The organism is Paracoccus versutus (assembly GCF_029909795.1).
GTDB lineage: Bacteria > Pseudomonadota > Alphaproteobacteria > Rhodobacterales > Rhodobacteraceae > Paracoccus > Paracoccus versutus.
Genome location: NZ_CP038197.1, coordinates 1503393 through 1526661, shown reverse-complemented (window position 1 = coordinate 1526661; position 23269 = coordinate 1503393). Strand labels below are relative to the sequence as shown.

Below are 23269 nucleotides of genomic sequence, written 5' to 3'. Positions count from 1 at the left end.
CGGCACCACACACGTCGTCGTCACATGCTGGCGGTGCAAACGCGATCAGACGTTCTATCCTCAGGACTTGCCCGAGGGCATCGATTACTGGGCGTTCTGCGGTAGAGCGGTGTGCAAGGGCTGCGCGGCCCACCATCCGCATGTGACACGGTATCCCAAGCCGCTGGACCCGTGGCAGCGGTCTCGGCCGAGCGGCTGAGCGGGCTGCCCGCCGCAGTGAACAACCCCAGAACGCCTTGCACGGATTTTGCACGAGAATCACGTGCAGTTCTCGGGAAGTTCCGCGAAAATCCGGGAAAACGCAGCTTGCCGCCAGTGCTGCACGATCAATCTAAAAACCCCTTGTTTCCTTGGCGCTTGACCCATATACGGGGCGGCGGAGACGTGGCCGAGTGGTCGAAGGCACACCCCTGCTAAGGGTGCAGGCGGGAAACCGCCTCGAGGGTTCGAATCCCTTCGTCTCCGCCATTTGCACATTGCAAACCCGAAAACAGGTCCCTCGCGGGGCCTTTTTCTTTATGTGCCAAAGGGGTTTGCAGGGACCATCCGCCCTTCGGAGACTGGCCTGCCGCGCGATATCGGTCTCCGAACGCCCACCGTCTCTTTCCACCCGCCCTGCGCTCTCGGCGAGACGGGTTAAAAATCCCCATATATTTCAGTGAACTGACAGGATCGCGTTGCGCCCGTGTTTCGCTGGATCCGGCTTGTTTCGATGAAGTCAGAGGCGCGACACGGGCGGCGTGGTCGTTGGTATGTCTTGGGAGTTTTGCGCGAAGTCTCTGATGACAAACGCAGTTTCCGCCCCTAGCCTGGCGCGATGTCGAACGGGGCCTGGACAGATCAAGAGAACGACCTGATCGTCGCGGATTACTTCGCGATGCTGGCCGATGACGTCTCTGGTCGCCCCTATAACAAGGCCGAGCATCGACGGGCGCTTCTGCCGTTGTTGAATGATCGGTCCGAGGGATCGGTCGAGTTCAAGCACCAGAACATCAGCGCCGTGCTGAAGGGGCTGGGTGAGGACTGGATCCCGGGCTACAAGCCCGCCTTCAATTTCCAGATGACGCTGGTGGATGCCGTGGCGCGCTGGTTGGCGCTGAACCCGGCATGGCTCGGCCGCTATTCGGGCATCAGAGCGACGACAGGCCTTGCGGAGGTGCGGCCGATCTGGATCGGGCCGCCGCCCACGTTGTCGAACCAGCCGCCGCCGCAGGAGCTTGAAAAGATGCTGCACATCGCCCGCAAATTCGATGTCGCGGCGCGAGACGAGCGAAACCGCGCCCTCGGCCGTGCCGGTGAGGAACGCGTCCTGGCGCACGAACGGGCAGCCCTGAAATCAGCGGGCCGCGACGATCTTGCGCGCAAGGTCAGGTGGGTGTCGGAGGAAGATGGCGATGGCGCCGGCTACGACATTGCCAGTTTCGCGCCGGACGGCCGTCCGCGCCTGATCGAGGTGAAGACGACGAATGGCTGGGAGCGCACGCCTTTTCATATCAGCCGCAACGAGCTGGCCGTGGCCGAGGAGCGACGCTCGGAATGGTCTTTGTTCCGGCTCTGGAACTTCGCCCGCGAGCCGAAGGCGTTCGAGCTGCACCCGCCGCTGGAAGCGCATGTCTCGCTGACCGCGACGTCCTTTCAGGCGAGTTTTCATTGAAGCACACAGCGGATGATCGGGACATCAGGGATTGGCCAGTGCATCGATAGCCGCGCATCGACACAAACTTCTAAATGTGACCGCCGTCGTTTAGAATTTTCTCATAGTTCTCGTGACTTAACGTGCATTCGACCAGCTGCTGAAACTGCGCCTTTGTAAGTTTGCACTGTCGCGCCATCTGAGCCACAAGCGGCGACCCTAACGTCTTATATCTTGAGCCAAAAGATGTCTTCGTATTTACAATCGTCTTCTTCCCGTTCTTATCAAAGAATTGATAGTACGAGTGATCGGTATTGTTCTTCTGGAAGCCCTTGCGCAGAAGTGCCGATTCAACGTCATCTCTCTGCATGGCAACTACTCACTGTCCATTGAAAATCGCGCTCGTAAATTATTTGCAAGCTCAATAGCCTTAGGTGACAGCGCATCGTCATTCTCTTGGGCGTACTCAAGCCAAAGCATTCGAAGCGCTTCGTCGATTTCGTCTTCAAGTGCAGGCCTTGTTTCTGCACAAACCAAAATCTCGAAATCACTCGAGGATGAAAGCATGCCGCTATCCTCATCGAGCTCGATCTCGAAGTTTAGCGGAGGAACGACCGATATGACGCTTCCAGCGACCTCAAACTGCTTGATCGCAATCGGAGAGAGGTCGAGTTCGGTGACGTCGTCAACATCAGAAATCAGCGTTGGATCATTCTTTTCATTATACTGAATGTTCCCATGAATCTGGATTAGGCCCCTGGCATTCTCCAGTAGCGTCGGCTCGAAATCATCCTGGTAAACGGCTTGGACCGTATTTCCACTCAATAGTTTGAGAGATAGTGACCTTTGGACAAAATCCATCTTCACGAGCGTCCCGGTCAGGTAACCGGGGGTTTCTCCAAACTCATGAACCTTACCCGATGATTCAATTCGTTCGATCTTATCAAGCGCGTTCTTCCCGCCGAAAAGCCGATTGTGCCTGTAGTCCTCAATGGAAAGCACAAGACCCGATCTCTTAGGCGGCTGAGCAGCCTTGTATCGTTTCAGGATCGCAGATCGATAGATGTGGTCGGGGACGATTTGGCTAACCTTCGCGGAATCCTCTGCCTCAATCGCCTCGCTGAGAACTCTGAATTTATGCGCGACTGATTTTATTTCGTCTTCGTTGAAGAAATCGTCGGAAGGATCGCCAATCTCCTGCGGCAGCGCATATCCACCGTTCTCGGGGACTTGGCAGATTATCGCGAAAGTCTTTTCAATCTCCCGTGAAACCCTTGCGCGCTGCTTCATAACGTTTCCACGTTCTTGCTTTGCCAAGAGATAAACGATTTGCTGAATGTTTTCCAAGGCGCGCACCATAACCTGTGCTGGTACGGTGTGCCCTATTGTCTTTGGGCCTTCAAAATGCAGGCGAATGTTTCTATCGTCCATAGCAGACAACCCAAAGTATAGAAGATCACGGCTCCCTCAGACGGATTTCCGTTTGGAAGCCTGTCACGCGTTTACGTCAAGATTTCGCAGGAAGCAAACGCCGCGCACGCGGCTCCCTTGATTGTTCATCATTTGTGTCCTCAAGGCAATCCAGTTGCGACTTGTCCTCCGGCAGCAGTCACCAGCTCAGAACGAGGGTGTTCACTGCATTGAGAGGAATGGGCTGGGTGCTACGCACCATGACAAAACGCCCGCTCAGTCTGCTCCTGCCATGTCTCCCCGTTCAGAAAACACAGGTCATAGAGGCTGACCGCCGACGCCTCGCGTCCGCAGGTCAGGCGTTTGAGGACCTCTGGTGCCAGATAGGCGAGGCGCAGCTGGCGGCTGACGTGGCGCTCGGCCAGACCGACGGCCTCGGCCAGTTCCTGGATCGTGGCGAACTCACCTGCCTCCATGCGCCGCCGCCAGCCCCATGCCCGGCCGATGGCGCGCAGGATGTGCGGGTCCTGCGTCTGATCCTCGCTCGGGCTGTAATCGGCGGGCGGCATGATTTTCGGCCGCCCGTTCTTCTTACGCAGCTTCAGGGGGATCAGCACGCGGATCGTGTCATTGTTTCGGGTCATTCGGCGGCCTCCATGTCGCGTGGGGCGATCATCTCGCGGATGACGCCTGCGACGCCTTCGCGCCGGATGTCGACCTCGAGCCCGGCGGCGGTGACAGTGACGCGCCGGACCAGAAGCTGGATGATCCGCGCCTGCTCGAGCGGAAACAGCTGCGCCCAGAGGGTGTTGAAATCATGCAGCGCCGCGATGGCCTCGGCCTCGGATACCTGATCGCGCTTCAACGCCGCCAGCACCTGCGTGACCACCTCGGGTGTCTGCAGGATGCGCCGGACCTCGGTGACGATGGCGTCCTCGACCATGCCCGCAGGCAAGCGGGTCGGTGCTTGATCGCCGCCGCTGTCATCCTCCGTCGTGCGGTTCTTGATCACGTCCATCGAGACGTAATAGCGGTAGAGCTTGCCGCGTTTCTTGGTCGCGGTCGGGGTCATGGCCGCGCCGGTGTCGGTGAAGATCAGGCCCTTCAGCGGCGCGGGCGTCTGCATGCGGCTGTTGCTGGACCGCGCGTGGCGGTTGCCCTGCAGGATCGCATCGACCTGATCCCAAACCTTGTCGGTGACGATGGCGTCGTGTTCGCCGGGATAGGCCTTGCCCTTGTGGACGGCGTCGCCGCGATAGACGCGATTGCGGAGCACCCGATAAAGGTAACCCTTGTCGATCAGCGTGCCCTGCTTACTGCGAAACCCCTCCCGCCGCAGCTCCTTCGCCAGCATCGTGGCCGAGCCGAGTTCGACGAACCGGTCGAAGATCCGGCGCACAGAGGCGGCCTCAGTCTCGTTGATCACCAGCTTGCGGTCCTGCACATCGTAGCCGAGCGGCACATAGCCCCCCATCCAGATCCCGCGCTTGCGCGAGGCGGCAACCTTGTCGCGGATGCGTTCGCCGATGACCTCGCGCTCGAACTGGGCGAAGCTGAGCAGGATATTCAGCGTCAGCCGTCCCATGGACGTGGTTGTGTTGAAGGACTGCGTGACCGAGACGAAGGTGACGCCGTTGCGGTCGAAAACCTCGACGAGCTTCGAGAAATCCATCAGAGCGCGGCTTAGGCGGTCAATCTTGTAGACCACCACCACGTCAATCAGCCCGTCGTCGATGTCCGCCAGCAGCTGTTTCAACCCAGGCCGGTCCAGGTTGCCGCCCGAAAAGCCGCCGTCGTCATAGCGGTCGCGCGTGGCGACCCAGCCCTCGGATTTCTGGCTGGCGATATAGGCCTCGCAAGCCTCCCGCTGGGCGTCGAGGCTGTTGAACTCCATGTCGAGCCCTTCCTCGCTCGACTTGCGGGTGTAGATGGCGCAGCGCAGACGGCGGCCGGGGCGCGTGTTCATGTCCATGGTCAAACCTCCCGCGGTCGGACCTGCAGCCCGAAGAAGCGATAGCCGTTCCAGCGCACGCCGGTGATTTCCCGCGCGATGCCGGAGAGCGATTTGTACTTGCGGCCCTGCCACTCAAAACCGTCCTTCAGCACGGTGATGGTGTGCTCGACCCCGTTCCATTCCCGGATCAGCCGGGTGCCTGCCACCGGATTGCGGGGATCTGCGATCTGGTTCTTGCGGCGGGAGACGCCCTCGACCTCGTCGGCGAGCAGGTCCAGCATGCGGCGGGTCTCGTGGTCGGGGCCGCCATAGGTCAGTTCCTGCAGGCGATAGGCGATGCGGGCCTCAAGAAATGCGCGGCTGTTGTTCGGTGCGGCGCTGCCGAGGAGCCGTTCCCATTCGGTCTTCAGCTCTTTCACCGACATGGCCTTGAGCGCGGCGATGCGCGACAGGACGCTCTGGTCCAGGCGCGCGTCCTGCCCGGGCTTTGGCGGCGTTATCTTACTGTGATGCTTCATCAATTCCTCCGATGCGGATGCGTTTCCTGCGACGACCACCGCTCTTTCGGGGCGAGTAGTCGACGGAACTGTCTCCGTCGGCGGGCGATAAAGAACTGGACTTCCCGGCATTCAGGCGAATGACGCCTGCGGCGAGGATGCGCCCCAGCTCGGCAAGCCGAGCATCAGGGGACATGCGTTCAGGGCATAGAGGATTGGGCCCGGAAACCGGGTCTTCGGAGGGAATGGACATGGCGGGTTTTCGCGACTGTTGTGATAGGCGAAATGTGTCGCGAAATCAGAAAAATATCAAGTAAATCAGTTTGTTACGGTCGTATGCGGTCGCTGCGCGCCGTGGCGAAAATCTGCGTAGCGGAAACGTCCCTGCGCTCTTCTCTCACTCGAGTGGCTGTGGCGAATCAACCCGTCCGGCCGTCCATGAACTTGTCGAAGCTGTCGAGGACTGGCTCTTCCTCCAGATCGGCCATCTCCCATCGGGATGGGGCGCGGTCGGGGTATAGCAGCAGCGAGATCGTCATCTGGTCATTACTGGGCGAGAACAGGGTCATCTCATGGACCGGTTCAGAGCCGAGCCAGATGCCGCCCGGATGGTGGCAGCCATAGCGCCCTTCATCTCCGTCCACCTCTTGCGCGGCAAGCGAGGCTGGCGGCAATTCGATTACCTCTTGCCGTGCCCTGTAGAAAACCCCGGACTTCAACAGCGGTTCGCTGGACCAGGCCCAATCGATGAATCCTTCCTTGCCGACCACGATCATCGCGCGCTTGTCGGTGATGGTCATCCATTTCAGGATCGCGGCGGTCAGCGACACGGCATAGCGATCCGCGAGCTCGGTCATCACGTCGATGTCGACGATCCGGCCTTTGATCTGAGAGCGGAAATCGTCGAGGGGCATCAGCAGGTAGGAGGCGAATGTGTTCGCCTCCGCCTCGATCCTGTTCCGGGCCTCATCCCAATCGGCCATGTTGCGGCTGGTGCACTGGAGGCCGCGCGGGTTGGCCTGCCGATGCAGGAGGTAGTGCCCCAGCTCATGCGCCAGCGTGAAGTTGCGCCGCCCCGACGACCGGATGGTCTCGTTGTAGACAATGCCCCACTCGCCGGAGCCGCTGGGATGCGGCATCAGCATGCCTTCGACGCCTTTGGAGAGCTTCAGCCCTTGCACCATCGTGATCGGCGCGTCTGGAAAGACCTGACGCGAGAAATCCTGCGCGAGCGCGGCCACATCGATGGGGAACCGCGGCAGCCCGTGCACCGCCTGATGCACGGACAGGATCTGCGTCAGGCGGATAGCCCACCCCTTCGGCGTCGTCGGCAGGCTCAATCCTTCTTCCCCCACATGTCGATCATCTGGTTGATTTTCTGTTGGTCTTCGGGGTCGAGCCTGCTGAACTTGCGGAAGAAGGCCTCTTTCAGAACCTCGTCGCTGGGCTCCTCGCTGTCATCGAGCAGGTAATCGGTCGTGACCTCCAGAGCTTGGGCGATGCGGGTCAGCTTCTCGCCCGACGGTTTTCGCGTATCGCGGTTCTCGAGTTCCCAGAGGTAGCTCTTGCTGGAGTCGGTCAGCTCGGCGAGCTTGTCGAGGGAATATCCCTTTTCCTGCCGGTGGCGCTTGATCTTCGCGCCGAGGGACGTGGTCATCGTATCATCCTTGGTTTCCGTGGTTGCAGGACGTTTGTTCGCTATGCCGAACAAAATTGTGCCGCGCAAGTAGACGAGGCGATTTGTTCGGTATATATCGAACAACATCGTATCGCATTTTCGCGATTCTGTCCTCCTCCCCGGCCAAAGAAAGGGCTCTCATGACCGCCATCGCCGCGTTCCTCCGCAAGACCCCCGTGATCCGTCTGCAGGATTACTTCACTGCTGGCGGGTTCACCTCGCTTGCGCCCATCGACTGGACGAAGCCCGAGCCCGAGGTGGTGGAGCCGCTGATCAAGGCCGTCGATGCCATGTCCGATGACGAAAAGCAGCGCGTCGTCCTTGATGCGGCACGCGTGGCGGCGCTGGCCGATGAGCCCGGCCAGAACGCGTTGCAGAACGTCGTCGTGAACCGCGCGGTCTTCGATACGCTCGAGGGGGCCAACAACCGCTCGCTCTGGGTTTTCCTCAACGAGAATGACCGGTTCCGCTTGGCCGAAGAGGTGCGCTACAATGACGAGCGCCGCCGGGGGCGGTCGTGGAGCGGGTTCGGCGTCGATCCCGATCTCACGGTGAAGAAAGACCCGGTCTCGCTCGCGGCGTTCACGGCCGCGATCCGCGCACGGTTCGAAACGCCCAACGTCCATGTCGACATCTTCGACCGCCACCGGGTGATCCTCGAGGGCGAGGAATGCGAGCTGGTCCAGGTCGCGGTCTACCGCGAGGGGCGTCCCGAGGACACGCTGGGATTCGACGCCAACAGCACCCTGTCGCGTCGGATCGTGAAGCCGGTCTTCGAGGCGGCGCTGACCTATGAGGCTGCGACCGGCGTGATCGAGGTCGTGGTGAGAATGGCGGTGCGAAATTAGTCCACGTTAGCGGCGGCATGGTGCTGCTGCGGGCGGCGTAAAAGTCGTCCACCTTTTCCCTTTCTGCGGCTGCAGGGAGGATGGGAGGATCTACAGCGTGGAACTCTATCTCAAGGTTCGTCAGGCCTGTGCTGCTGGTATGAGCCAGCGTCAGGCGGCGACGACATTCAACATATCGCGCGACACGGTCGCAAAGATGATGACGTTCTCGGTTCCTCCGGGCTACCGGCGGACGGCCGAGGTCAGGCGCCCGAAGCTCGATCCGTTCATCCCGATCATCGAGGGTTGGCTGGAGGCGGACCGGACCATGCCGCGCAAGCAGCGGCATACGGCGAAGCGTGTGTTTGACCGTCTGCGCGAAGAATGCGGTTTCACCGGCGGCTACACGATCATCAAGGATTATATCCGGGAACGTGAGCGGCGGGGCCAGGAGGTGTTCGTGCCGCTGGCGCATCCCCCAGGACACGCGCAGGCCGACTTCGGCGAGGCAATGGTTCGGATCGGAGGTGTCGAACAGAAGGCGCATTTCTTCGTGCTGGACTTGCCGCATAGCGACGCCTGCTACGTCCGTGCCTATCCGGCGGCGGTTGCCGAGGCCTGGGTGGACGGTCATGTCCATGCCTTTGCCTTTTTTGGGGCGGTTCCGCAGTCGATCGTCTACGACAATGACCGCTGCCTGGTGGCGAAGATCCTGCCGGATGGCACCCGCAAGCGGGCGGCGCTGTTCAGCGGGTTTCTGTCGCATTACCTGATCCGGGATCGCTATGGCCGCCCTGGCAAGGGGAACGACAAAGGCAATGTCGAAGGCCTGGTGGGCTATTGCCGCCGCAACTTCATGGTGCCGATGCCTGAGTTCGCCAGTTGGGAAGAATTCAACCTCTGGCTGGAGGAGCGCTGCAAGCGGCGTCAGCACGATGTCCTTCGCGGCGAGAGCGAAACGATCGGCGAGCGACTGCAGCGCGATCTCGCCGCGATGCGCCCGCTCCCGGCGGCGCCCTTTGATGCCTGCGATCAGGCGACCGGCCGCGTGTCGTCGCAATCGCTGGTGCGCTACAAGACCAACGATTACTCGGTGCCCGTCGCCTACGGCCATCAGGATGTCTGGATCCGGGGCTATATCCATGAGGTGGTGATCGGCTGCCGGGGCGAAGTGATCGCCCGCCATCCCCGGTGCTGGGATCGCGACGAGATCGTCTTCGACCCGCTCCATTACCTTCCGCTGATCGAGCAGAAGATCAATGCGTTGGATCAGGCGGCACCATTGCAGGACTGGGACCTGCCAGAGGAGTTCGCCACCCTGCGCCGGCTGATGGAGGCACGGATGAACCGGCACGGCCGACGCGAATATGTCCAGGTCCTGCGGCTTCTGGAAACCTTCGATCTGGCCGATCTGCATGCGGCCGTGAGGCAGGCGCTGCAGATGGGGGCGATCGGCTTCGATGCGGTGAAGCATCTCTTGTTGTGCCGGGTGGAGCGCCGGCCACCCCGGCTGGATCTGGACTGCTATCCCTACCTGCCCAGGGCAACGGTCGAGAAGACCGAGGCCCGCTCCTACATGCGGCTGCTGTCTGTCAATGCGGAGGGCGTGGCATGAGCGACGCCCCGGAAATCCTGCTTGCCCATCACCTCAAGGCGCTGAAACTGCCGACCTTCCTGCGAGAACACCAGAAACTGGCCCGGCAATGTGCGGCGGAAGGCGTGGACCATGTCCGATATCTCGCCCGGCTCGTCGAACTGGAACTGATCGACCGGGAACGGCGGATGGTCGAGCGGCGCATCAAGGCCGCCAGGTTCCCGGCCGTCAAAAGCCTGGACAGCTTCGACTTCACGGCCATCCCGAAGCTCAACAAGATGCAGGTGCTGGAACTGGCCCGGTGCGAATGGATCGAGCGGCGCGAGAACATTATTGCTCTCGGCCCCAGTGGCACGGGCAAGACGCACATCTCGCTCGGCCTTGGTCTGGCCGCCTGCCAGAAGGGCCTGTCCGTCGGCTTCACCACCGCCGCGGCCCTGGTCAGCGAGATGATGGAGGCCCGCGACGAGCGCCGCCTGCTGCGCTTCCAGAAGCAGATGGCAGGATACAAGCTGCTCATCATCGATGAACTCGGCTTCGTGCCGCTGTCGAAGACCGGCGCCGAGCTGCTGTTCGAACTGATCTCGCAACGCTACGAGCGCGGATCGACCCTGATCACCAGCAATCTGCCTTTTGACGAATGGACCGAGACATTCGGCTCCGAACGCCTCACCGGCGCGCTTCTCGACAGGCTGACCCACCACGTCAGCATTCTCGAAATGAATGGCCAGAGCTATCGTCTCGCCCAAAGCCGCGCCCGAAAGGCCGGCTGACCCCTTTCAAAAAATACCAACGGCACAAGCACGGAACTCTGGTCGGGCTACGCCCTCCCGACGTTCCGTGCTTGTGCCGCTAACTGGCAGACTTTTGCGCCGCCGCGTGGCCGGGTTTTACTCCGCCGTTGACAACGTTTGTCGTTGCTTTCCATCGTTTCATCCCTCTCCGAACTCTGCCCGATCCTGCCCCACGGTTGGCGTGATGTGCAGGCAGCGGAAGGGCGAGACATTTTCAAAGGATCCGGGGGAATTTCGAAGCTTCGGTGTCAGGGAATATCTTGATGTCTGTATCATCACACGATACGTATCGTTGCATGATACAGAGCATCAGGGGCGAGTTGACCGCGCAAGTCCTGGCTGGCAAGCCGGGCAAGGGCTTTCCCGCCAACCTGTCCAAGATCGCCGTCCGCAAGGTGGCGATGCTGCAAGCGGCTCACCTCCTGGACGACCTGCGGGCGCCCAAGGCGAACCGGCTGGAAGCCCTCAAGGGCGATAGGGCGGGCCAGCATTCGATCCGGGTCAACGACCCGTGGCGCATCTGTTTCACCTGGACCCAGAACGGCCCTGCCAATGTCGAAATCGTGGACTACCACTGAAAGGAACCGCCATGACCATGCTGCAAGTGCCGGTCCATCCCGGCGAAATCCTGAAGGAAGAATTCCTGGACGACTTGGGGATCAGCGCCGGCAAGCTGGCCCGGCATATCCATGTGCCCCGCACCCGCATCGAGCGCCTTGTGAAGAAAGAAACCGCCATGACCGTGGACACGGCGCAGCGGCTCGCCAAGGCCCTGGGAACCTCGGTGGAGTTCTGGATGAACCTTCAACTGAACTACGACCTGATTACGAACACGCCAGATCCAGACGTGGCCGATATCCAGCCGCTGGCAGCGGCGTGAGCGTGCTTGTGCTGACCCTGCTCGCCGTGTTCGCCTTCCCGCCGCTGACGCCCGTCGCGCTGGCGGTCATCACCGCGGGCGTAGTCTGAGCCGCCCGCGGACAGGGGTTGCTGCGGTCTGGCTGTGTCCGCCTTGGGTCATGGTGTTGCGTCCTCCGGCGCGTCTAACCGTGCCGGAGGCGGGATGTTCCAGCAGAGCCTCTCAGCGGCCCTTGAGCCGGTCGATGGACAGCGCTCCGGGGCCGGTGGTCACGAGCAACAGGAAGACGAAGCAGAACAGGATGGCTGCATCGCCGCCGTTGGCCACGGGGAAAACGCTCTTGGGGGCATGCGCCATCCAATAGGCAAAGGCCATGTGCCCGGACAGGACGAACGCCACCGGCCGAGTGAACAGACCGAGGATGATCAGGGCGCCGCCGATGACCTCCAGCAGCCCGGAGACGAGCGGCAGCGTGCCGAGGGTTTCGGGGCCGGGGATGGGGATGCCGAACAGCTTTTGGGTTCCATGCTCGAAATAGAGCAGCCCGGCGACGATGCGCAGGGCTCCGATTGCATAGGGCTGTAGCGCCGAAAGCTTGCCAGTCATTGCCGTCCCTCATCTTTGGGTTGATGCTGCGGACAGTGGATGGTCGCGTTCGTCAGAATGCAAGCGGGATGAAAGGCGGAGCGCAAAGCAATCGCATTGATCTTCGAGAGAATGCCGCGATGCAGAGCCGCACGGTTTCAAGCCGTATCGGACCCATCAGCTCTCATCGCCACCCCAGGCCCCACCGCGACCTGCCCGCCTTCGAGGAACTGAACGCCTCGGGCCTCAAGGGCCTTGCGGATAGCTTCCTCGTTCTCCAGGTCCAGGGCTTTTGTGCGGCCACTCTCGAAGGAGCGCAGCGTGTCATGTGATACGGCAGCAGCATCCGCAAGGTCGGAAGCCTTCCAGTCAATGAGCAACCGACGCTGAGTTCAGCGCTCTGTGCGCACGTCGCCATGCCATGGAAGTGGCCCTAATCGACCTGCCGGCAGCCAACGCGCAAGACGCCATAGCGAAGGTGGTGGTATATGCCGGCATCGGCGTTGACGACCTGCGCGCAGAAGCCAAGCTTGAAGAAATCTTGTCCGAAGCCCGCGCGCTCGTCGGAGGTGCAGCATGATAGTGCAAGACATCACGATACCGGACGACAGGATCGACCGCTTCATCCTCGACCTGCTGACCGCGCTGGACGAGACGCAGATCAGCATGACGGAGATCCGCGTCTACCTCGTTCTCAGCCAGTCGCCCCAACCGCTGAGCCTGAGCGAGATAGCAAGGCGGATCAATTGAGACCGGAAGATGGCTCGAACCATCATCAATAAGATGCGCGAATCCAGCTTCGTCGCCAATGAGCGAGATGGGATTTCCCTCACGCAGGAGGGTGAGGATGAGCGGCAGAGGCTCAATGGTCTCGTGGCAGATGCTCTTGGGGCTAGTGTCGGGACCAGAAAGCGCAGTTCTGGGCCGAGGCCCGCAGAATGATCGGTTGAAACAGAAGTCCCCAGCTCCAGTCGGGCGCCTCCATTCTTTCATCCCATCTTCAACCGGCGCGAGGGCGCATCTGCATGGACACGGCCTATTCGATCAACCGGCACTGGTCGGATCGTTTCATCCCCGAGATCCGCCGCATCGTCGGCGCGCATCTGCTGCGGGTCGCGCCGGATTACCTCGATACCCGCCATGCCACCGATCTGCTGATGCTGGATGGGCGCGACATGCGGATTGCCGCCAGAGTGCGGCGCCACGGCTATGCCGGCCGCTATCCCTATGACTTCACCATTCGCTCGCGCCTGCCTTCGGGCAACCCGACCGAACTGGCCAAGATTGTGAACGGCGAGGGCGACTGGCTGTTCTATGGCCACGCCAACGCCGCCGGGACGGGCTTTGACCTGTGGTGGCTGCTGGACCTGCGGGCCTTCCGGGCCGGGCGGATCCGCCATGCCTCGAACGGCTACCCCATCGCCTCGGGCGACCGGGTGAACACGGACGGCACCTGCTTCAAGTGGTTCGATATCCGTTCCTTCCCCAAGGAGCCGCCGCTGGTGCTGGCGACCTCGGGGACTCGCAGCGCCGGCCCGTCGCCCTGGCATGACTGACCGCTGATTTCTCGGCCCAACCCAGAAGGGGGTGAACAAGAGCGCATTGGCAGCCTCCGCATGGTGCGGGGCTTCGCCGTGTCAGGGGCTGCGGATCTGCCATGCCTCGGCCGATCCCTGTTCCATGGGCTGGTCGACCCTCCCATTCTGGCAAGCACAAAGCACAGCGGCCAGTGTTATCGCTTGTCCGGGACCTCAGGACTTCCTAGCCTAGGCCCAAGCGTTGAAGGGAAAGTGGATCATGCAGAAAAAAGCCATTCTGATCGTCGGGCCGTTGCTGCTCGCCGCCTGCACCGCATCGGACAATTACAGCGAAATCATCGCGCGCTCCACGCCGCCCAGCGCCGCCTTGAAGTCCGAGATTGTGGCTGGTGCCAAGGAACTCATCTATGACCCCGCCTCGATCCGCGATGCCGAGATTTCCAACGTGGCGACCTTGCCGGATGGGTTGCAAGGCGTCTGCGTCCGTGCCGACAGCAAGGATGTCTCGGGCCGCTATCTGGGGGTGCACAGCATCGGCATCCCGATCCGGGACGGCAAGATTGCCGGCGGCAGCCTGGATCACCCCCTCTGTGACCGCTCGGACATTCAGTGGCAGCCCTTCCCCGAGCTTGAGCGGCTTCCTGGCGCATAGGGGCTCCTGCTTCGTGTTTGCCGCTCCCTCCGCTGCATCCCTTGTGTAGTGGAAGGAGCGGTTTGCGATTCCAAAGGGCCATGCTCCTCCCGACGCCTGCGACACACACGCCCTTTGTCGCGAATGTCGCGACATCCAATCCTCGCCCCATGGTGTTATCCTTCGACAGGAGCAATCGGAGCGCGCACAGCCATGGCAGAGGAACGGAACGAGCGGGCAGCGGCGGTGAGAGGGCTGATGGGCAGGTGCCCGCATTGCGGCAAGGGTCGGCTGTTCAGGGGATACCTGACCATCGTGCAGGAGTGCGAATCCTGCGGCGAGCCGCTGGGGCTCTATCGGGCGGCCGATGGCCCGGCCTTCTTCACCATGACCATCATGCTCCTGCTGTTGATCCCGATGATCGGCCTTGCCTGGGGGCTTTATCGGCCGGATCCGGTCACGCTGCTGGTCTCGGTAGGGCTGGCGACAACCGTGCTGACCCTGGTCATCCTCCGTCTCGTGAAGGGCGCGTTCGTGGGATACCTGTGGGCCAAGCATGAACAGGACAGGGGCGCCTGACCCTGCGCCGGCCAAGGCCAGCCCCCGCGAACCCGTTTCCGCAGGGGCGGCCGCCGGTCAGCCGAGCAGCCAATAGGCGGCCAGGGCAATCCCGCCAAAGCCGGCAAGCATGATGCACCAGTTCAGCAGCACGGCCTTGCCGGACTGGAGCTGTTCGGGTGTGGGCGGTGTTTCGGCAGGTTCAGGCGCATCGCCGGTCTTTGGTTTTTCGGCAAAAGGTGTCCGGCGCGTGGCCGGTTCATCTTCGTGGGAAGTCATCTGTCGTCCTTCGTGAACGCAAGGGTCATGATCTGCCAGCCCGGAACCGGGGGCAGAATGCTGTCAGGCGGTCATGGGAAGGGACGGGGGTGCACGGGCGCAGGGGGCAAGCCTGCCGGCACAGACACCGGTTTGTGGCTGATAGGCATAGGCGAGAGATGCCGCGATGCGCGGCGGAAGAGACGGGGGCTCTGGTGGCGGCAGCGCCGTCGCGGCCAGCGGGCGGATCTGCACCGCATCCTTGCGGGCGATCAGGTCGCGCCCGTGGATCGCCGCCAGGGTCAGGGCCGGCGCGGTCAGTTTCTGGGACTGGCCTGCCGCCTCGGTGACCTGTGGTCCGGGCAACATAACGACCAGCAGGGCCAGCAGCAGGGCCAGCCACAGCCTTGCCACATGCGATGGATGTGCCGTTTCAGGGGCCTGTGGGTCCGTCATGCTCCGACTGATCCATGTATTCCGGCTGGGACGCAAGGCTTCAGGGTTGCCCCCACCCGGCAGAGTGGCAACCGAATAGCCGCAGGTTGCGATTCCTGATCGTCGCGAAAGCCAGCCACGGCAACCCTTCTGACGACCCGATTGCCCAGAATCGCGGAATAGCGACAATCGCAGGTCGAGAAAGATGGAAATGCTCGGGTGCGACAATGCTCGCACAGCGCCGGCAGGCCCGTTCCGCTGGCCGGGGTGTCTGACAGAGCGAATCTCAGCCTGCCTGGGACTATCGCGCCGACCTCCGGGCGCGGGCTGTCGCAGCGGCGCCAGCAGACTGTCCGATCAAGGGCAACATCTCGAACAAGGGCGAGCGGATCTATCACACGCCCTGGTCGCCGGCCCATACCAAGACCCGGATCGATGAGAGCAGGGGCGAGCACTGGTTTTGCAACGAGGCCGAGGCCATTGCGGCCAAGTGGTGCGCGGCGCGCTGGCGCTAGATTCGGAGCGTCCTGAGCGGCTTCGAATTGTCCCCCATGTGTCCCCCAGGGAGGTGTTAGCGCCCAAACCGCCTCGTAGACAGTTTCTCGTAACCGCTTGTCATGTAAGGAAGTTCAGTGGTGAGCCCGACAGGATTCGAACCTGTGACCCACTGATTAAAAGTCAGTTGCTCTACCAACTGAGCTACGGGCCCATCGCACGGGGGGCTAACTACGGTCGGCGGCTGACAGGGTCAAGCGGAAAAATCGCGCCTCTGGCAGAATCTTTTCGGCAGGAGTATGTCAGCGCCATGGAACACCAGCAAAACCTCGGTCAGGGCACCCCTCTGCCCTTCATGAAGATGCACGGGCTCGGCAACGACTTCGTCGTCGTGGACAGCCGCCGCTCGGGCGCGCTGCCCGATGCCGCGACCGTGGCCGCCATCGCCGATCGCCATCGCGGCGTCGGATTTGACCAGCTTGCCGTCATCCTGCCCGGCGAGAATGCCGATGCGCGGCTGGTGTTCTTCAACGCCGATGGCTCGGTCTCGGCGGCCTGCGGCAATGCCACGCGCTGCGTCGCGCGCTTCCTGATGGACGAGACCGGCGCCCCCGCGCTGCGGCTGGCCACCGACCACGCCGTGCTTGCGGCCGAGGATGCCGGGAACCGCCTGACCCGCGTCAACATGGGTGCGCCGGTGCTGGACTGGGCCGGGATCCCGCTGGCCGGGGATGTCGATACGCTGCACCTGCCCGTCGAGGGCGATCCGGTGGCGACCGGCATGGGCAACCCGCACATGACCTTCTTCGTGCCCGATGCGGCGGCGGTGGACCTGGACCGCTTCGGCCCGGCGCATGAGCATCATCCGCTTTATCCGCAGCGGACGAATGTCGAGATCGTTCAGGTCGTCTCGGACAGCGAGATCATCCTGCGCATCTGGGAGCGCGGCACCGGCATCACGCTGGCCTCGGGGTCGTGTTCCTGCGCGGCCGTCGTCGCCGCCGCAAGGCGCGGGCTGACCGGGCGGCGGGTCAGGGTCAACGTGCCGGGCGGCGTGCTGGAGATCGACTGGCGCGAGGACGGGGTCTGGATGACCGGCCCGACCGCGCATGTCTTCGACGGGGTCTGGCGCGGATGAAGGACATGAAGCCCCCGGTTTTCGCGACCCTCGGCTGCCGGCTGAACGCCTACGAGACCGAGGCCATGCGCGAGATGGCCGAGGCCGCCGGGCTGCAGGGCGCGGTGATCGTGAACACCTGCGCGGTGACGGCCGAGGCGGTGCGCAAGGCCCGGCAGGAGATCCGCCGGCTGGCGCGGGAAAATCCCGGCGCCCCGGTCATCGTCACCGGCTGCGCGGCGCAGACCGAGCCCGAGACCTTTGCCGCCATGGCCGAGGTCAGCCGGGTCATCGGCAACCATGAAAAGATGCAGCCCGCGACCTGGGCCGCGATGCAGGCCCCCGATCTGATCGGCGAGACCGAGAAGGTGCAGGTCGACGACATCATGTCCGTGCGCGAGACGGCGGGCCACCTGATCGACGGCTTCGGCCGGCACCGCGCCTATGTGCAGGTGCAGAACGGCTGCGACCATCGCTGCACCTTCTGCATTATCCCCTATGGCCGCGGCAATTCGCGTTCCGTGCCGGCCGGGGTGGTGGTGGACCAGATCCGGCGGCTGCGCGACCGCGGCTTCAACGAGGTGGTGCTGACCGGGGTCGACCTGACCTCCTGGGGGGCGGACCTGCCGGGGCAGCCGCGGCTGGGCGACCTGGTCATGCGCATCCTGCGGCTGGTGCCGGACCTGCCGCGGCTGCGGATCAGCTCGATCGATTCGATCGAGGCGGACGAGAACCTGATGCTGGCCATCGCCACCGAGCCGCGGCTGATGCCGCATCTGCACCTGTCCTTGCAGGCGGGCGACGACATGATCCTGAAGCGGATGAAGCGCCGCCACCTGCGCGACGACGCCATCCGCTTTTGCGAGGAGGCGCGGCGGCTGCGGCCCGGCATCGTCTTTGGCGCCGACATCATTGCCGGCTTCCCGACCGAGACCGAGGCGATGTTCGACAATAGCCTGAAGCTGGTCGAGGATTGCGGGCTGACATTCCTGCATGTGTTCCCCTATTCGGCGCGCAAGGGCACGCCCGCGGCGCGGATGCCGCGCGTGCCCGGCCCGGCGATCAGGGAGCGGGCGGCGCGGCTGCGGGCGGCGGGCGATGCGGCGCTGGCCCGGCATCTCGAGGCCGAGGTCGGCGCGGCGCGCATGGTGCTGACCGAGGGGCCGCGCCTGGGCCGGACGGAGCATTTCACCGAGGTTGCCTTTGATCGCGACATGCCCGAGGGCACGCTGATGGATGTGCGCATCGCCGGCCATGACGGGCAGCGGCTGAGGGCCTGAGGGCGGTCCATCGTCGCGGTCGCCGGGGGGCTGTCTGCCCCCCGTCCATCGGCCTGGGGCCGATGGCCTCCCCCCGAGGATATTTGTCCACGGAAGAAGCCGGGGAGGGGTGCCGCCATTGCGGTCCTGATGGGCATTTGCCCTGCCGGGGGGCGGGATTTTCGGCCAGGTCGGGAACATTTCCTTGCCGGGCGGGGCGGCTGTCCATAATCCTTGGGCCGATGACCTTGCTTTATACGCATCCCTCGGGGCTTTTGCATGTGACGCCGCCCAGCCATCCCGAGCAGGTGGCCCGGCTGGATGCCGTGCTGGCGGCGCTGGAGGGGGCCGACCTGCAGCGGCGCGAGGCGCCCGAGGCGGTAGACCGGGACATCCTGCGCGCCCATCCGGCCGAATACCTGGCGCTGTTGCGGCGGAAGGTGCCGGCCGAGGGCTGGAGCATGCTCGATTCGGACACCTACCTGGCGCCGGGCAGCCTGGAGGCTGCGCGCCATGCCGTGGGCGGGGTTTGCGCCGCCGTGGATGCGGTGCTGGCGGGCGAGGCGCCCAATGCCTTCGTCGCCATGCGCCCCCCCGGCCACCATGCCGAGCGCATGAAGGCGATGGGATTCTGCATCCTGTCCTCGGTCGCGATCGGGGCCAAGCGGGCGCTGGAGCATCATGGGCTGGACCGGGTGGCGGTGCTGGATTTCGACGTGCATCACGGCAACGGCACCCAGGACGTGCTGTGGGACGAGAAGCGGGCGCTGTTCGCCTCGACCCACCAGGTGCCGCTTTATCCCGGCACCGGCGCGCCGGCCGAGCGTGGCGCGCATGGCCAGGTCGTCAATGTCGCGCTGGCGCCGGGCAGCGGCGGGGACGAGGCGCGTGCCGCCTGGGCGGCGATCTGCGGCCGGGTCGCGGCATGGCGGCCGCAGCTGGTGCTGGTCTCGGCCGGGTTCGACGCCCATGCCGCGGACCCGCTGGCCTCGCTGATGTGGGACGAGGCCGATTTCACCGCCATCACCCGGATGATCTGCGATACGGCGGCCGCCTGTTCGGCCCCGGTGGTATCGGCGCTGGAAGGCGGATATGATCTTGCCGCTCTGGGCCGCTCGGCGCGCGCCCATGTCGATGTGCTGAGGGAGACTGCGGCGTGACCGAGATCGAGAACATGTCCTTCGAGGATGCGATGAAAGAGCTGGAGGCGACCGTCGGCCGGCTGGAGCATGGCGAGGCCACGCTGGAGGAATCGATCAAGCTTTACGAGCGCGGCGCCTTGCTGCGGGCGCATTGCGACCAGCGCCTGCGCGAGGCCGAGGAGCGGGTGGAAAGGATCACGCTTGCCGCGAACGGCCAGCCCCAGGGCACCGCGCCGGCCGAGGGGCTGTGATGCAGGAGCGCCTGGGCGAGGTGAAGGCGCAGGTCCAGGCCGCGCTGGACGGGGCCATGGCCGGCCTGCCCGCGGGCGAGCTGGCCGATGCCATGCGCTATGCCTGCACCGGCGGCAAGCGCATCCGCGCCTTCCTGGCCATGGAATCGGCGCGGCTGTTCGGCCTGGGCGACGCGGCTGCGCTGCCGGTCGCGGCGGCGGTCGAGGCGCTGCATGCCTATAGCCTGGTCCATGACGACCTGCCCTCGATGGACGACGACGACCTGCGCCGCGGCCTGCCGACCGTGCATGTGCAATGGTCCGAGGCGACCGCGATCCTGGCCGGCGATGCGCTGCAAAGCCTGGCCTTCGGCCTGCTGACCGAGCCGCAGATCGGGCCGCCCGAGGCCCGGCTGGCGCTGGTGCGGGGCCTTTCGGAGGCGGCGGGCGGGCGCGGCATGGTCTGGGGCCAGGCGCTGGACATCGCCGCCGAGACCGCCGCCGCGCCGCTGGACCTTGCCGCCATCACGCGGCTGCAGCAGGCCAAGACCGGGGCGCTGATCCAGTTCGCCGCCACCGCCGGCGCGGTCATGGCCGGCAAGGATCCCGGCCCGCTGGCGGACTATGCCCGCAACCTGGGCCTGGCCTTCCAGATCCAGGACGACATCCTCGACGTGACCGGCAGCGAGGCCGAGACCGGCAAGCGCACCGGCAAGGACGGGGCCGCGAACAAGGCGACCTTCGTCTCGCTCTTGGGGCTGGAGGGCGCGCGGGACAAGGCGCGCGCGCTGGTCCGCGACGCCGAAACCGCCCTGGATGCCTATGGCGAGGGCGCAGGAAACTTGCGGCAGCTCGCGCGTTTCGTTATCGAACGCGACGCCTGACAGCCCGCCCGGAGAGGGGCAAGCCATGACCCATGAGACTTCCGACCGCCCCGCGACGCCGATCCTGGACCGGGTGCATCTGCCGTCCGACCTCAAGGATCTGACCGATCGCGAGCTGCGCCAGCTTGCCGACGAGCTGCGGGCCGAGACGGTCAGCGCGGTTTCCGTGACCGGCGGCCATCTGGGCGCGGGCCTGGGCGTGGTCGAACTGACCGTGGCGCTGCACGCGGTCTTCGACGCGCCGCGCGACAAGATCATCTGGGACGTGGGGCATCAATGCTATCCGCACAAGATCCTGACCGGGCGGCGCGACCGCATCCGCACCCTGCGGATGGAGGGCGGGCTTTCCGGTTTCACCAAGCGGTCGGAAAGCGCCTATGATCCTTTCGGGGCCGGGCACAGCTCGACCTCGATCAGCGCGGCGCTGGGCTTTGCCATGGCGCGCGAGCTGGGCGGCGATCCGGGCGATGCCATCGCGGTGATCGGCGACGGCGCGATGAGCGCGGGCATGGCCTTCGAGGCGCTGAACAACGCCGGCGACCTGGGCAAGCGGCTCTTCGTGGTGCTGAACGACAACGAGATGTCCATCGCGCCCCCGACCGGGGCGCTGTCGCGCTATCTGACCCGGCTTTACGCCGAGGGGCCGTTCCAGGACTTGAAGGCCGTGGCCAAGGGCGCCGTGGGCTTCCTGCCGCCCAGCCTGCAAGAGGGCGCGCGCCGCGCCAAGGAGATGCTCAAGGGCATGGCCGTCGGCGGCACGCTGTTCGAGGAACTGGGTTTTTCCTATATCGGCCCGGTCGACGGCCATGACCTCGACCAGCTTCTGCCGCTTCTGCGCACGGTCAAGGCGCGGGCGACGGGGCCGGTGCTGCTGCATGTCGTGACCCGCAAGGGCAAGGGCTATGCCCCGGCCGAGCGCGCCGCCGACAAGGGCCATGCCACGGCGAAATTCGATGTCGAGACCGGGACGCAGGCCAAGGCCAAGTCGAACGCGCCCAGCTATACCTCGGTCTTCGCCCGCGCGCTGGTCGATCAGGCCAGCCGCGACGCCCGAATCGTCGCCGTCACCGCCGCCATGCCGGACGGCACCGGGCTGAACCTGATGGCCGAGCGTTTCCCGCGCCGCTGCTTCGACGTGGGCATTGCCGAACAGCATGCCGTGACCTTCTCGGCCGGGCTGGCGGCGGGGGGGATGAAGCCCTTCTGCGCGCTTTATTCGACCTTCCTGCAGCGCGGCTACGACCAGGTGGTGCATGACGTGGCGATCCAGCGCCTGCCGGTGCGCTTTGCCATCGACCGCGCCGGTCTGGTCGGGGCCGATGGCGCCACCCATGCCGGCGCCTATGACATCGCCTTCCTGGCGAACCTGCCCGGCATGGTGGTGATGGCCGCCGCGGACGAGGCGGAACTGGTGCATATGGTCGCCACCGCCGCTGCCCATGACGAAGGCCCCATCGCCTTCCGCTATCCGCGCGGCGAGGGCACCGGCGTCGAGATGCCCGAGCGCGGCGAGGTGCTGGAGATCGGCAAGGGCCGGGTCGTCGCCGAGGGCAAGCGCGTCGCCATCCTGTCCTTTGGCACCCGGCTTGCCGAGGTCATGCGCGCGCGCGAGGCGCTTTCTGCGCGCGGGATCTCGCCCACGGTGGTCGATGCCCGCTTCGCCAAGCCGCTGGACCGCGCGTTGATCCTGCGCCTGGCCCGCACGCATGAGGCGCTGATCACCATCGAGGAGGGCGCGGTCGGCGGCTTCGGCAGCCTGGTCGCGCAGTTGCTTGCGGACGAGGGCGTCTTCGACGGCGGGCTGCGCTTCCGCCAGATGGTGCTGCCCGACACGTTCATCGACCACGCCAGCCCCGAGGCCATGTATCGCGACGCCCGCATGTCCGCCCCCGACATCGAGGCCAAGGTGCTGGACGTCCTGGGCGTGGCCCGGATCGGGGAAAAGCGGGCGTGAGCGAAATTCCGTCAAGCAGCGATATGCTGCCTGTATGTTTACGCTTGTTGGCCGATGGCGCGCGGAATGCGCGTGAATGCTTGCCGGGTCTGCAACGGCATTTTTCCCTGAACGATGAGCAGATGGCTGAACTCATCCCCAGCGGAGGCCGCACGCGCGTCTTTGATCGGGCGGATTGGGCAATGCTCTGGTTGCAACAAGCCGGGTTAACAGAAAAAGTCGAGCGTGGTCATAATGTGATTACCCCAACCGGTCGTGAACTGGTTGCGTCGGGTAGATCCTTCGATAGGAAATATGTTCAAGGGCTGCCTCCATATATCGCGTGGCGGGCCAAACGAAAGGGCCGGACCGCAACCTCTTCTGCTGCCCAAACTGTCGAGGTTGCCGAGGAAGCACAGACTCCATCTGAACTGATCGAGTTTGCCTATTCTCAACTCGACACCGCTCTGGCCGACGACCTGCTCGAACAGGTTCTGGCGCTGACCCCTGCCCGTTTCGAATGGCTGATCGTCGAGCTTCTGCTGGCCATGGGCTATGGCGACGGTCGGACCGAGATGGGGCAGGCCATCGGAAAATCCGGCGACGGTGGCATCGACGGCGTGGTCAACGAGGACAAGCTGGGCCTTGACGCCGTCTATATCCAGGCCAAGCGCTACGGCCTGGACAATGTCGTCGGGCGCCCGGCATTACAGGCCTTCATCGGCTCGATGACCGGCGAAAGCGCCACGAAGGGCGTGTTCGTGACCACCTCGTCCTTTTCGCGCGAGGCGCGGGAGTATGTGCGCCGCGTGCAGCAGCGCGTGGTCCTGATCGACGGTGCCCGGCTGGCCCGGCTGATGATAGACCATGGCGTCGGCGTCAGGATCGACAAGACCTATGTGCTGCGCTCGATTGACGCTAACTTCTTTGATGTGGACTGACCGGAGGCGACGCTTAC

General features: G+C 64.1%; 28 protein-coding genes and 2 tRNA genes. 20 read left to right on the top strand and 10 right to left on the bottom strand.

What is annotated here, in order from left to right:
• Positions 1–378: 378 nt before the first annotated feature.
• A tRNA-Ser gene (locus E3U25_RS18790) sits at positions 379–468 on the top strand.
• A gap of 349 nt (positions 469–817) precedes the next feature.
• Entirely contained in the window at positions 818–1654 is an 837-nt protein-coding gene (locus E3U25_RS18785; protein WP_116221899.1) for a protein NO VEIN domain-containing protein, read from the top strand.
• 354 nt (positions 1655–2008) lie between these two features.
• On the opposite strand, the gene E3U25_RS18780 is transcribed toward E3U25_RS18785, so the two are convergent.
• The 6 genes from E3U25_RS18780 to E3U25_RS18755 form a co-directional block, all read right to left on the bottom strand.
• Complete coding sequence (locus E3U25_RS18780; protein ID WP_147304509.1) at positions 2009–3064, bottom strand: hypothetical protein; 1056 nt, start codon at positions 3062–3064, stop codon at positions 2009–2011.
• 230 nt (positions 3065–3294) lie between these two features.
• The gene (locus tag E3U25_RS18775; RefSeq protein ID WP_116221902.1) at positions 3295–3687 is read right to left on the bottom strand and encodes a hypothetical protein; all 393 of its coding nucleotides are present in this window, start codon (positions 3685–3687) and stop codon (positions 3295–3297) included.
• A complete protein-coding gene (locus tag E3U25_RS18770) occupies positions 3684–5015 on the bottom strand; it encodes a recombinase family protein (protein WP_116221903.1) in 1332 nt (443 codons plus the stop codon). Before E3U25_RS18770 ends, E3U25_RS18775 begins: the two co-directional genes overlap by 4 nt.
• Before the next feature lie 2 nt (positions 5016–5017).
• The gene (locus E3U25_RS18765) at positions 5018–5554 is read right to left on the bottom strand and encodes a DUF2924 domain-containing protein (RefSeq protein ID WP_276330418.1); all 537 of its coding nucleotides are present in this window, start codon (positions 5552–5554) and stop codon (positions 5018–5020) included.
• 359 nt (positions 5555–5913) lie between these two features.
• Complete coding sequence (locus tag E3U25_RS18760) at positions 5914–6834, bottom strand: ImmA/IrrE family metallo-endopeptidase (protein ID WP_116221906.1); 921 nt, start codon at positions 6832–6834, stop codon at positions 5914–5916.
• Complete coding sequence (locus tag E3U25_RS18755) at positions 6831–7151, bottom strand: helix-turn-helix domain-containing protein (RefSeq protein ID WP_116222418.1); 321 nt, start codon at positions 7149–7151, stop codon at positions 6831–6833. The genes E3U25_RS18760 and E3U25_RS18755 overlap by 4 nt, the downstream gene beginning before the upstream one ends.
• Before the next feature lie 161 nt (positions 7152–7312).
• On the opposite strand from E3U25_RS18755, the gene E3U25_RS18750 reads away from it, so the two are divergent.
• The 5 genes from E3U25_RS18750 to E3U25_RS18730 all read left to right on the top strand — a co-directional run bounded on the left by E3U25_RS18750 (position 7313) and on the right by E3U25_RS18730 (position 11267).
• Positions 7313–8020, top strand: a complete 708-nt coding sequence (locus tag E3U25_RS18750; RefSeq protein WP_116221907.1) for a hypothetical protein — start codon at positions 7313–7315, stop codon at positions 8018–8020.
• A gap of 97 nt (positions 8021–8117) precedes the next feature.
• Complete coding sequence (gene istA / locus E3U25_RS18745) at positions 8118–9614, top strand: IS21-like element ISPve1 family transposase (RefSeq protein WP_116220988.1); 1497 nt, start codon at positions 8118–8120, stop codon at positions 9612–9614.
• Positions 9611–10366 (top strand): IS21-like element ISPve1 family helper ATPase IstB, encoded by a 756-nt coding sequence (gene istB / locus E3U25_RS18740; protein ID WP_116220987.1) that lies wholly within the window; start codon positions 9611–9613, stop codon positions 10364–10366. Before istA ends, istB begins: the two co-directional genes overlap by 4 nt.
• Positions 10367–10683: 317 nt before the next feature.
• Positions 10684–10965, top strand: a complete 282-nt coding sequence (locus E3U25_RS18735) for a type II toxin-antitoxin system RelE/ParE family toxin (protein ID WP_116221908.1) — start codon at positions 10684–10686, stop codon at positions 10963–10965.
• An 11-nt stretch (positions 10966–10976) separates the two neighbouring features.
• Positions 10977–11267 carry a HigA family addiction module antitoxin gene (locus tag E3U25_RS18730; RefSeq protein WP_116221909.1) on the top strand — a complete coding sequence of 97 codons (291 nt, stop codon included), beginning with the start codon at positions 10977–10979 and terminating at the stop codon, positions 11265–11267.
• 201 nt (positions 11268–11468) lie between these two features.
• Here E3U25_RS18730 and E3U25_RS18725 read toward each other — a convergent pair whose 3' ends face one another.
• Entirely contained in the window at positions 11469–11852 is a 384-nt protein-coding gene (locus E3U25_RS18725) for a DoxX family protein (RefSeq protein WP_116221910.1), read from the bottom strand.
• Between the two features lie 400 nt (positions 11853–12252).
• On the opposite strand from E3U25_RS18725, the gene E3U25_RS18720 reads away from it, so the two are divergent.
• From E3U25_RS18720 to E3U25_RS18700, 5 genes are all read left to right on the top strand, one after another.
• A complete protein-coding gene (locus E3U25_RS18720; RefSeq protein WP_166435524.1) occupies positions 12253–12411 on the top strand; it encodes a hypothetical protein in 159 nt (52 codons plus the stop codon).
• Positions 12408–12581 (top strand): hypothetical protein, encoded by a 174-nt coding sequence (locus tag E3U25_RS18715; protein ID WP_166435525.1) that lies wholly within the window; start codon positions 12408–12410, stop codon positions 12579–12581. Before E3U25_RS18720 ends, E3U25_RS18715 begins: the two co-directional genes overlap by 4 nt.
• A 275-nt stretch (positions 12582–12856) precedes the next feature.
• On the top strand, positions 12857–13387 hold the full coding sequence (locus E3U25_RS18710; protein WP_116221911.1) for a hypothetical protein: 531 nt from the start codon (positions 12857–12859) through the stop codon (positions 13385–13387).
• 241 nt (positions 13388–13628) lie between these two features.
• Positions 13629–14021 (top strand): hypothetical protein, encoded by a 393-nt coding sequence (locus E3U25_RS18705; protein WP_116221912.1) that lies wholly within the window; start codon positions 13629–13631, stop codon positions 14019–14021.
• A 237-nt stretch (positions 14022–14258) separates the two neighbouring features.
• Positions 14259–14579 (top strand): DUF983 domain-containing protein, encoded by a 321-nt coding sequence (locus E3U25_RS18700; protein WP_281029286.1) that lies wholly within the window; start codon positions 14259–14261, stop codon positions 14577–14579.
• A gap of 57 nt (positions 14580–14636) precedes the next feature.
• On the opposite strand, the gene E3U25_RS18695 is transcribed toward E3U25_RS18700, so the two are convergent.
• Together E3U25_RS18695 and E3U25_RS18690 are read right to left on the bottom strand one after the other, a co-directional pair.
• Positions 14637–14837: a hypothetical protein gene (locus tag E3U25_RS18695; protein ID WP_116221914.1), complete on the bottom strand. Its 201-nt coding sequence runs from the start codon at positions 14835–14837 to the stop codon at positions 14637–14639.
• 63 nt (positions 14838–14900) lie between these two features.
• Entirely contained in the window at positions 14901–15272 is a 372-nt protein-coding gene (locus E3U25_RS18690) for a hypothetical protein (RefSeq protein ID WP_114535201.1), read from the bottom strand.
• 335 nt (positions 15273–15607) lie between these two features.
• Between E3U25_RS18690 and E3U25_RS25105 the strand changes: the two genes are divergently transcribed.
• On the top strand, positions 15608–15766 hold the full coding sequence (locus E3U25_RS25105; RefSeq protein ID WP_483428621.1) for a sunset domain-containing protein: 159 nt from the start codon (positions 15608–15610) through the stop codon (positions 15764–15766).
• A 118-nt stretch (positions 15767–15884) separates the two neighbouring features.
• Here E3U25_RS25105 and E3U25_RS18685 read toward each other — a convergent pair.
• A tRNA-Lys gene (locus E3U25_RS18685) sits at positions 15885–15960 on the bottom strand.
• A 96-nt stretch (positions 15961–16056) separates the two neighbouring features.
• Here E3U25_RS18685 and dapF point away from each other — a divergent pair.
• From dapF to E3U25_RS18650, 7 genes are all read left to right on the top strand, one after another.
• Entirely contained in the window at positions 16057–16884 is an 828-nt protein-coding gene (gene dapF, locus E3U25_RS18680) for a diaminopimelate epimerase (RefSeq protein ID WP_036749975.1), read from the top strand.
• Positions 16885–16889: 5 nt separating this feature from the next.
• The gene (mtaB, locus tag E3U25_RS18675; protein ID WP_116222419.1) at positions 16890–18143 is read left to right on the top strand and encodes a tRNA (N(6)-L-threonylcarbamoyladenosine(37)-C(2))-methylthiotransferase MtaB; all 1254 of its coding nucleotides are present in this window, start codon (positions 16890–16892) and stop codon (positions 18141–18143) included.
• Positions 18144–18364: 221 nt separating this feature from the next.
• Positions 18365–19282, top strand: a complete 918-nt coding sequence (locus tag E3U25_RS18670; RefSeq protein WP_116221915.1) for a histone deacetylase family protein — start codon at positions 18365–18367, stop codon at positions 19280–19282.
• Positions 19279–19515, top strand: a complete 237-nt coding sequence (locus E3U25_RS18665) for an exodeoxyribonuclease VII small subunit (RefSeq protein WP_036749981.1) — start codon at positions 19279–19281, stop codon at positions 19513–19515. The genes E3U25_RS18670 and E3U25_RS18665 overlap by 4 nt, the downstream gene beginning before the upstream one ends.
• Positions 19515–20378 carry a polyprenyl synthetase family protein gene (locus E3U25_RS18660; RefSeq protein ID WP_036749984.1) on the top strand — a complete coding sequence of 288 codons (864 nt, stop codon included), beginning with the start codon at positions 19515–19517 and terminating at the stop codon, positions 20376–20378. The genes E3U25_RS18665 and E3U25_RS18660 overlap by 1 nt, the downstream gene beginning before the upstream one ends.
• A gap of 25 nt (positions 20379–20403) precedes the next feature.
• Complete coding sequence (gene dxs, locus E3U25_RS18655; protein WP_072463712.1) at positions 20404–22332, top strand: 1-deoxy-D-xylulose-5-phosphate synthase; 1929 nt, start codon at positions 20404–20406, stop codon at positions 22330–22332.
• Entirely contained in the window at positions 22329–23252 is a 924-nt protein-coding gene (locus E3U25_RS18650; protein WP_140846807.1) for a restriction endonuclease, read from the top strand. The genes dxs and E3U25_RS18650 overlap by 4 nt, the downstream gene beginning before the upstream one ends.
• The last annotated feature ends 17 nt before the right edge of the window (positions 23253–23269 follow it).

Excerpts from the sequence above, each read along its gene's own strand:
- E3U25_RS18785 (WP_116221899.1), top strand. The coding sequence starts at position 818 with ATGTCGAACGGGGCCTGGACAGATCAAGAGAACGACCTGATCGTCGCG.
- E3U25_RS18780 (WP_147304509.1), bottom strand. The coding sequence starts at position 3,064 with ATGGACGATAGAAACATTCGCCTGCATTTTGAAGGCCCAAAGACAATA.
- E3U25_RS18775 (WP_116221902.1), bottom strand. The coding sequence starts at position 3,687 with ATGACCCGAAACAATGACACGATCCGCGTGCTGATCCCCCTGAAGCTG.
- E3U25_RS18770 (WP_116221903.1), bottom strand. The coding sequence starts at position 5,015 with ATGGACATGAACACGCGCCCCGGCCGCCGTCTGCGCTGCGCCATCTAC.
- E3U25_RS18755 (WP_116222418.1), bottom strand. The coding sequence starts at position 7,151 with ATGACCACGTCCCTCGGCGCGAAGATCAAGCGCCACCGGCAGGAAAAG.
- E3U25_RS18750 (WP_116221907.1), top strand. The coding sequence starts at position 7,313 with ATGACCGCCATCGCCGCGTTCCTCCGCAAGACCCCCGTGATCCGTCTG.
- istB (WP_116220987.1), top strand. The coding sequence starts at position 9,611 with ATGAGCGACGCCCCGGAAATCCTGCTTGCCCATCACCTCAAGGCGCTG.
- E3U25_RS18735 (WP_116221908.1), top strand. The coding sequence starts at position 10,684 with ATGATACAGAGCATCAGGGGCGAGTTGACCGCGCAAGTCCTGGCTGGC.
- E3U25_RS18730 (WP_116221909.1), top strand. The coding sequence starts at position 10,977 with ATGACCATGCTGCAAGTGCCGGTCCATCCCGGCGAAATCCTGAAGGAA.
- E3U25_RS18725 (WP_116221910.1), bottom strand. The coding sequence starts at position 11,852 with ATGACTGGCAAGCTTTCGGCGCTACAGCCCTATGCAATCGGAGCCCTG.
- E3U25_RS18720 (WP_166435524.1), top strand. The coding sequence starts at position 12,253 with ATGGAAGTGGCCCTAATCGACCTGCCGGCAGCCAACGCGCAAGACGCC.
- E3U25_RS18715 (WP_166435525.1), top strand. The coding sequence starts at position 12,408 with ATGATAGTGCAAGACATCACGATACCGGACGACAGGATCGACCGCTTC.
- E3U25_RS18710 (WP_116221911.1), top strand. The coding sequence starts at position 12,857 with ATGGACACGGCCTATTCGATCAACCGGCACTGGTCGGATCGTTTCATC.
- E3U25_RS18705 (WP_116221912.1), top strand. The coding sequence starts at position 13,629 with ATGCAGAAAAAAGCCATTCTGATCGTCGGGCCGTTGCTGCTCGCCGCC.
- E3U25_RS18700 (WP_281029286.1), top strand. The coding sequence starts at position 14,259 with ATGGGCAGGTGCCCGCATTGCGGCAAGGGTCGGCTGTTCAGGGGATAC.
- E3U25_RS18695 (WP_116221914.1), bottom strand. The coding sequence starts at position 14,837 with ATGACTTCCCACGAAGATGAACCGGCCACGCGCCGGACACCTTTTGCC.
- E3U25_RS18690 (WP_114535201.1), bottom strand. The coding sequence starts at position 15,272 with ATGACGGACCCACAGGCCCCTGAAACGGCACATCCATCGCATGTGGCA.
- dapF (WP_036749975.1), top strand. The coding sequence starts at position 16,057 with ATGGAACACCAGCAAAACCTCGGTCAGGGCACCCCTCTGCCCTTCATG.
- mtaB (WP_116222419.1), top strand. The coding sequence starts at position 16,890 with ATGAAGCCCCCGGTTTTCGCGACCCTCGGCTGCCGGCTGAACGCCTAC.
- E3U25_RS18670 (WP_116221915.1), top strand. The coding sequence starts at position 18,365 with ATGACCTTGCTTTATACGCATCCCTCGGGGCTTTTGCATGTGACGCCG.
- E3U25_RS18660 (WP_036749984.1), top strand. The coding sequence starts at position 19,515 with ATGCAGGAGCGCCTGGGCGAGGTGAAGGCGCAGGTCCAGGCCGCGCTG.
- dxs (WP_072463712.1), top strand. The coding sequence starts at position 20,404 with ATGACCCATGAGACTTCCGACCGCCCCGCGACGCCGATCCTGGACCGG.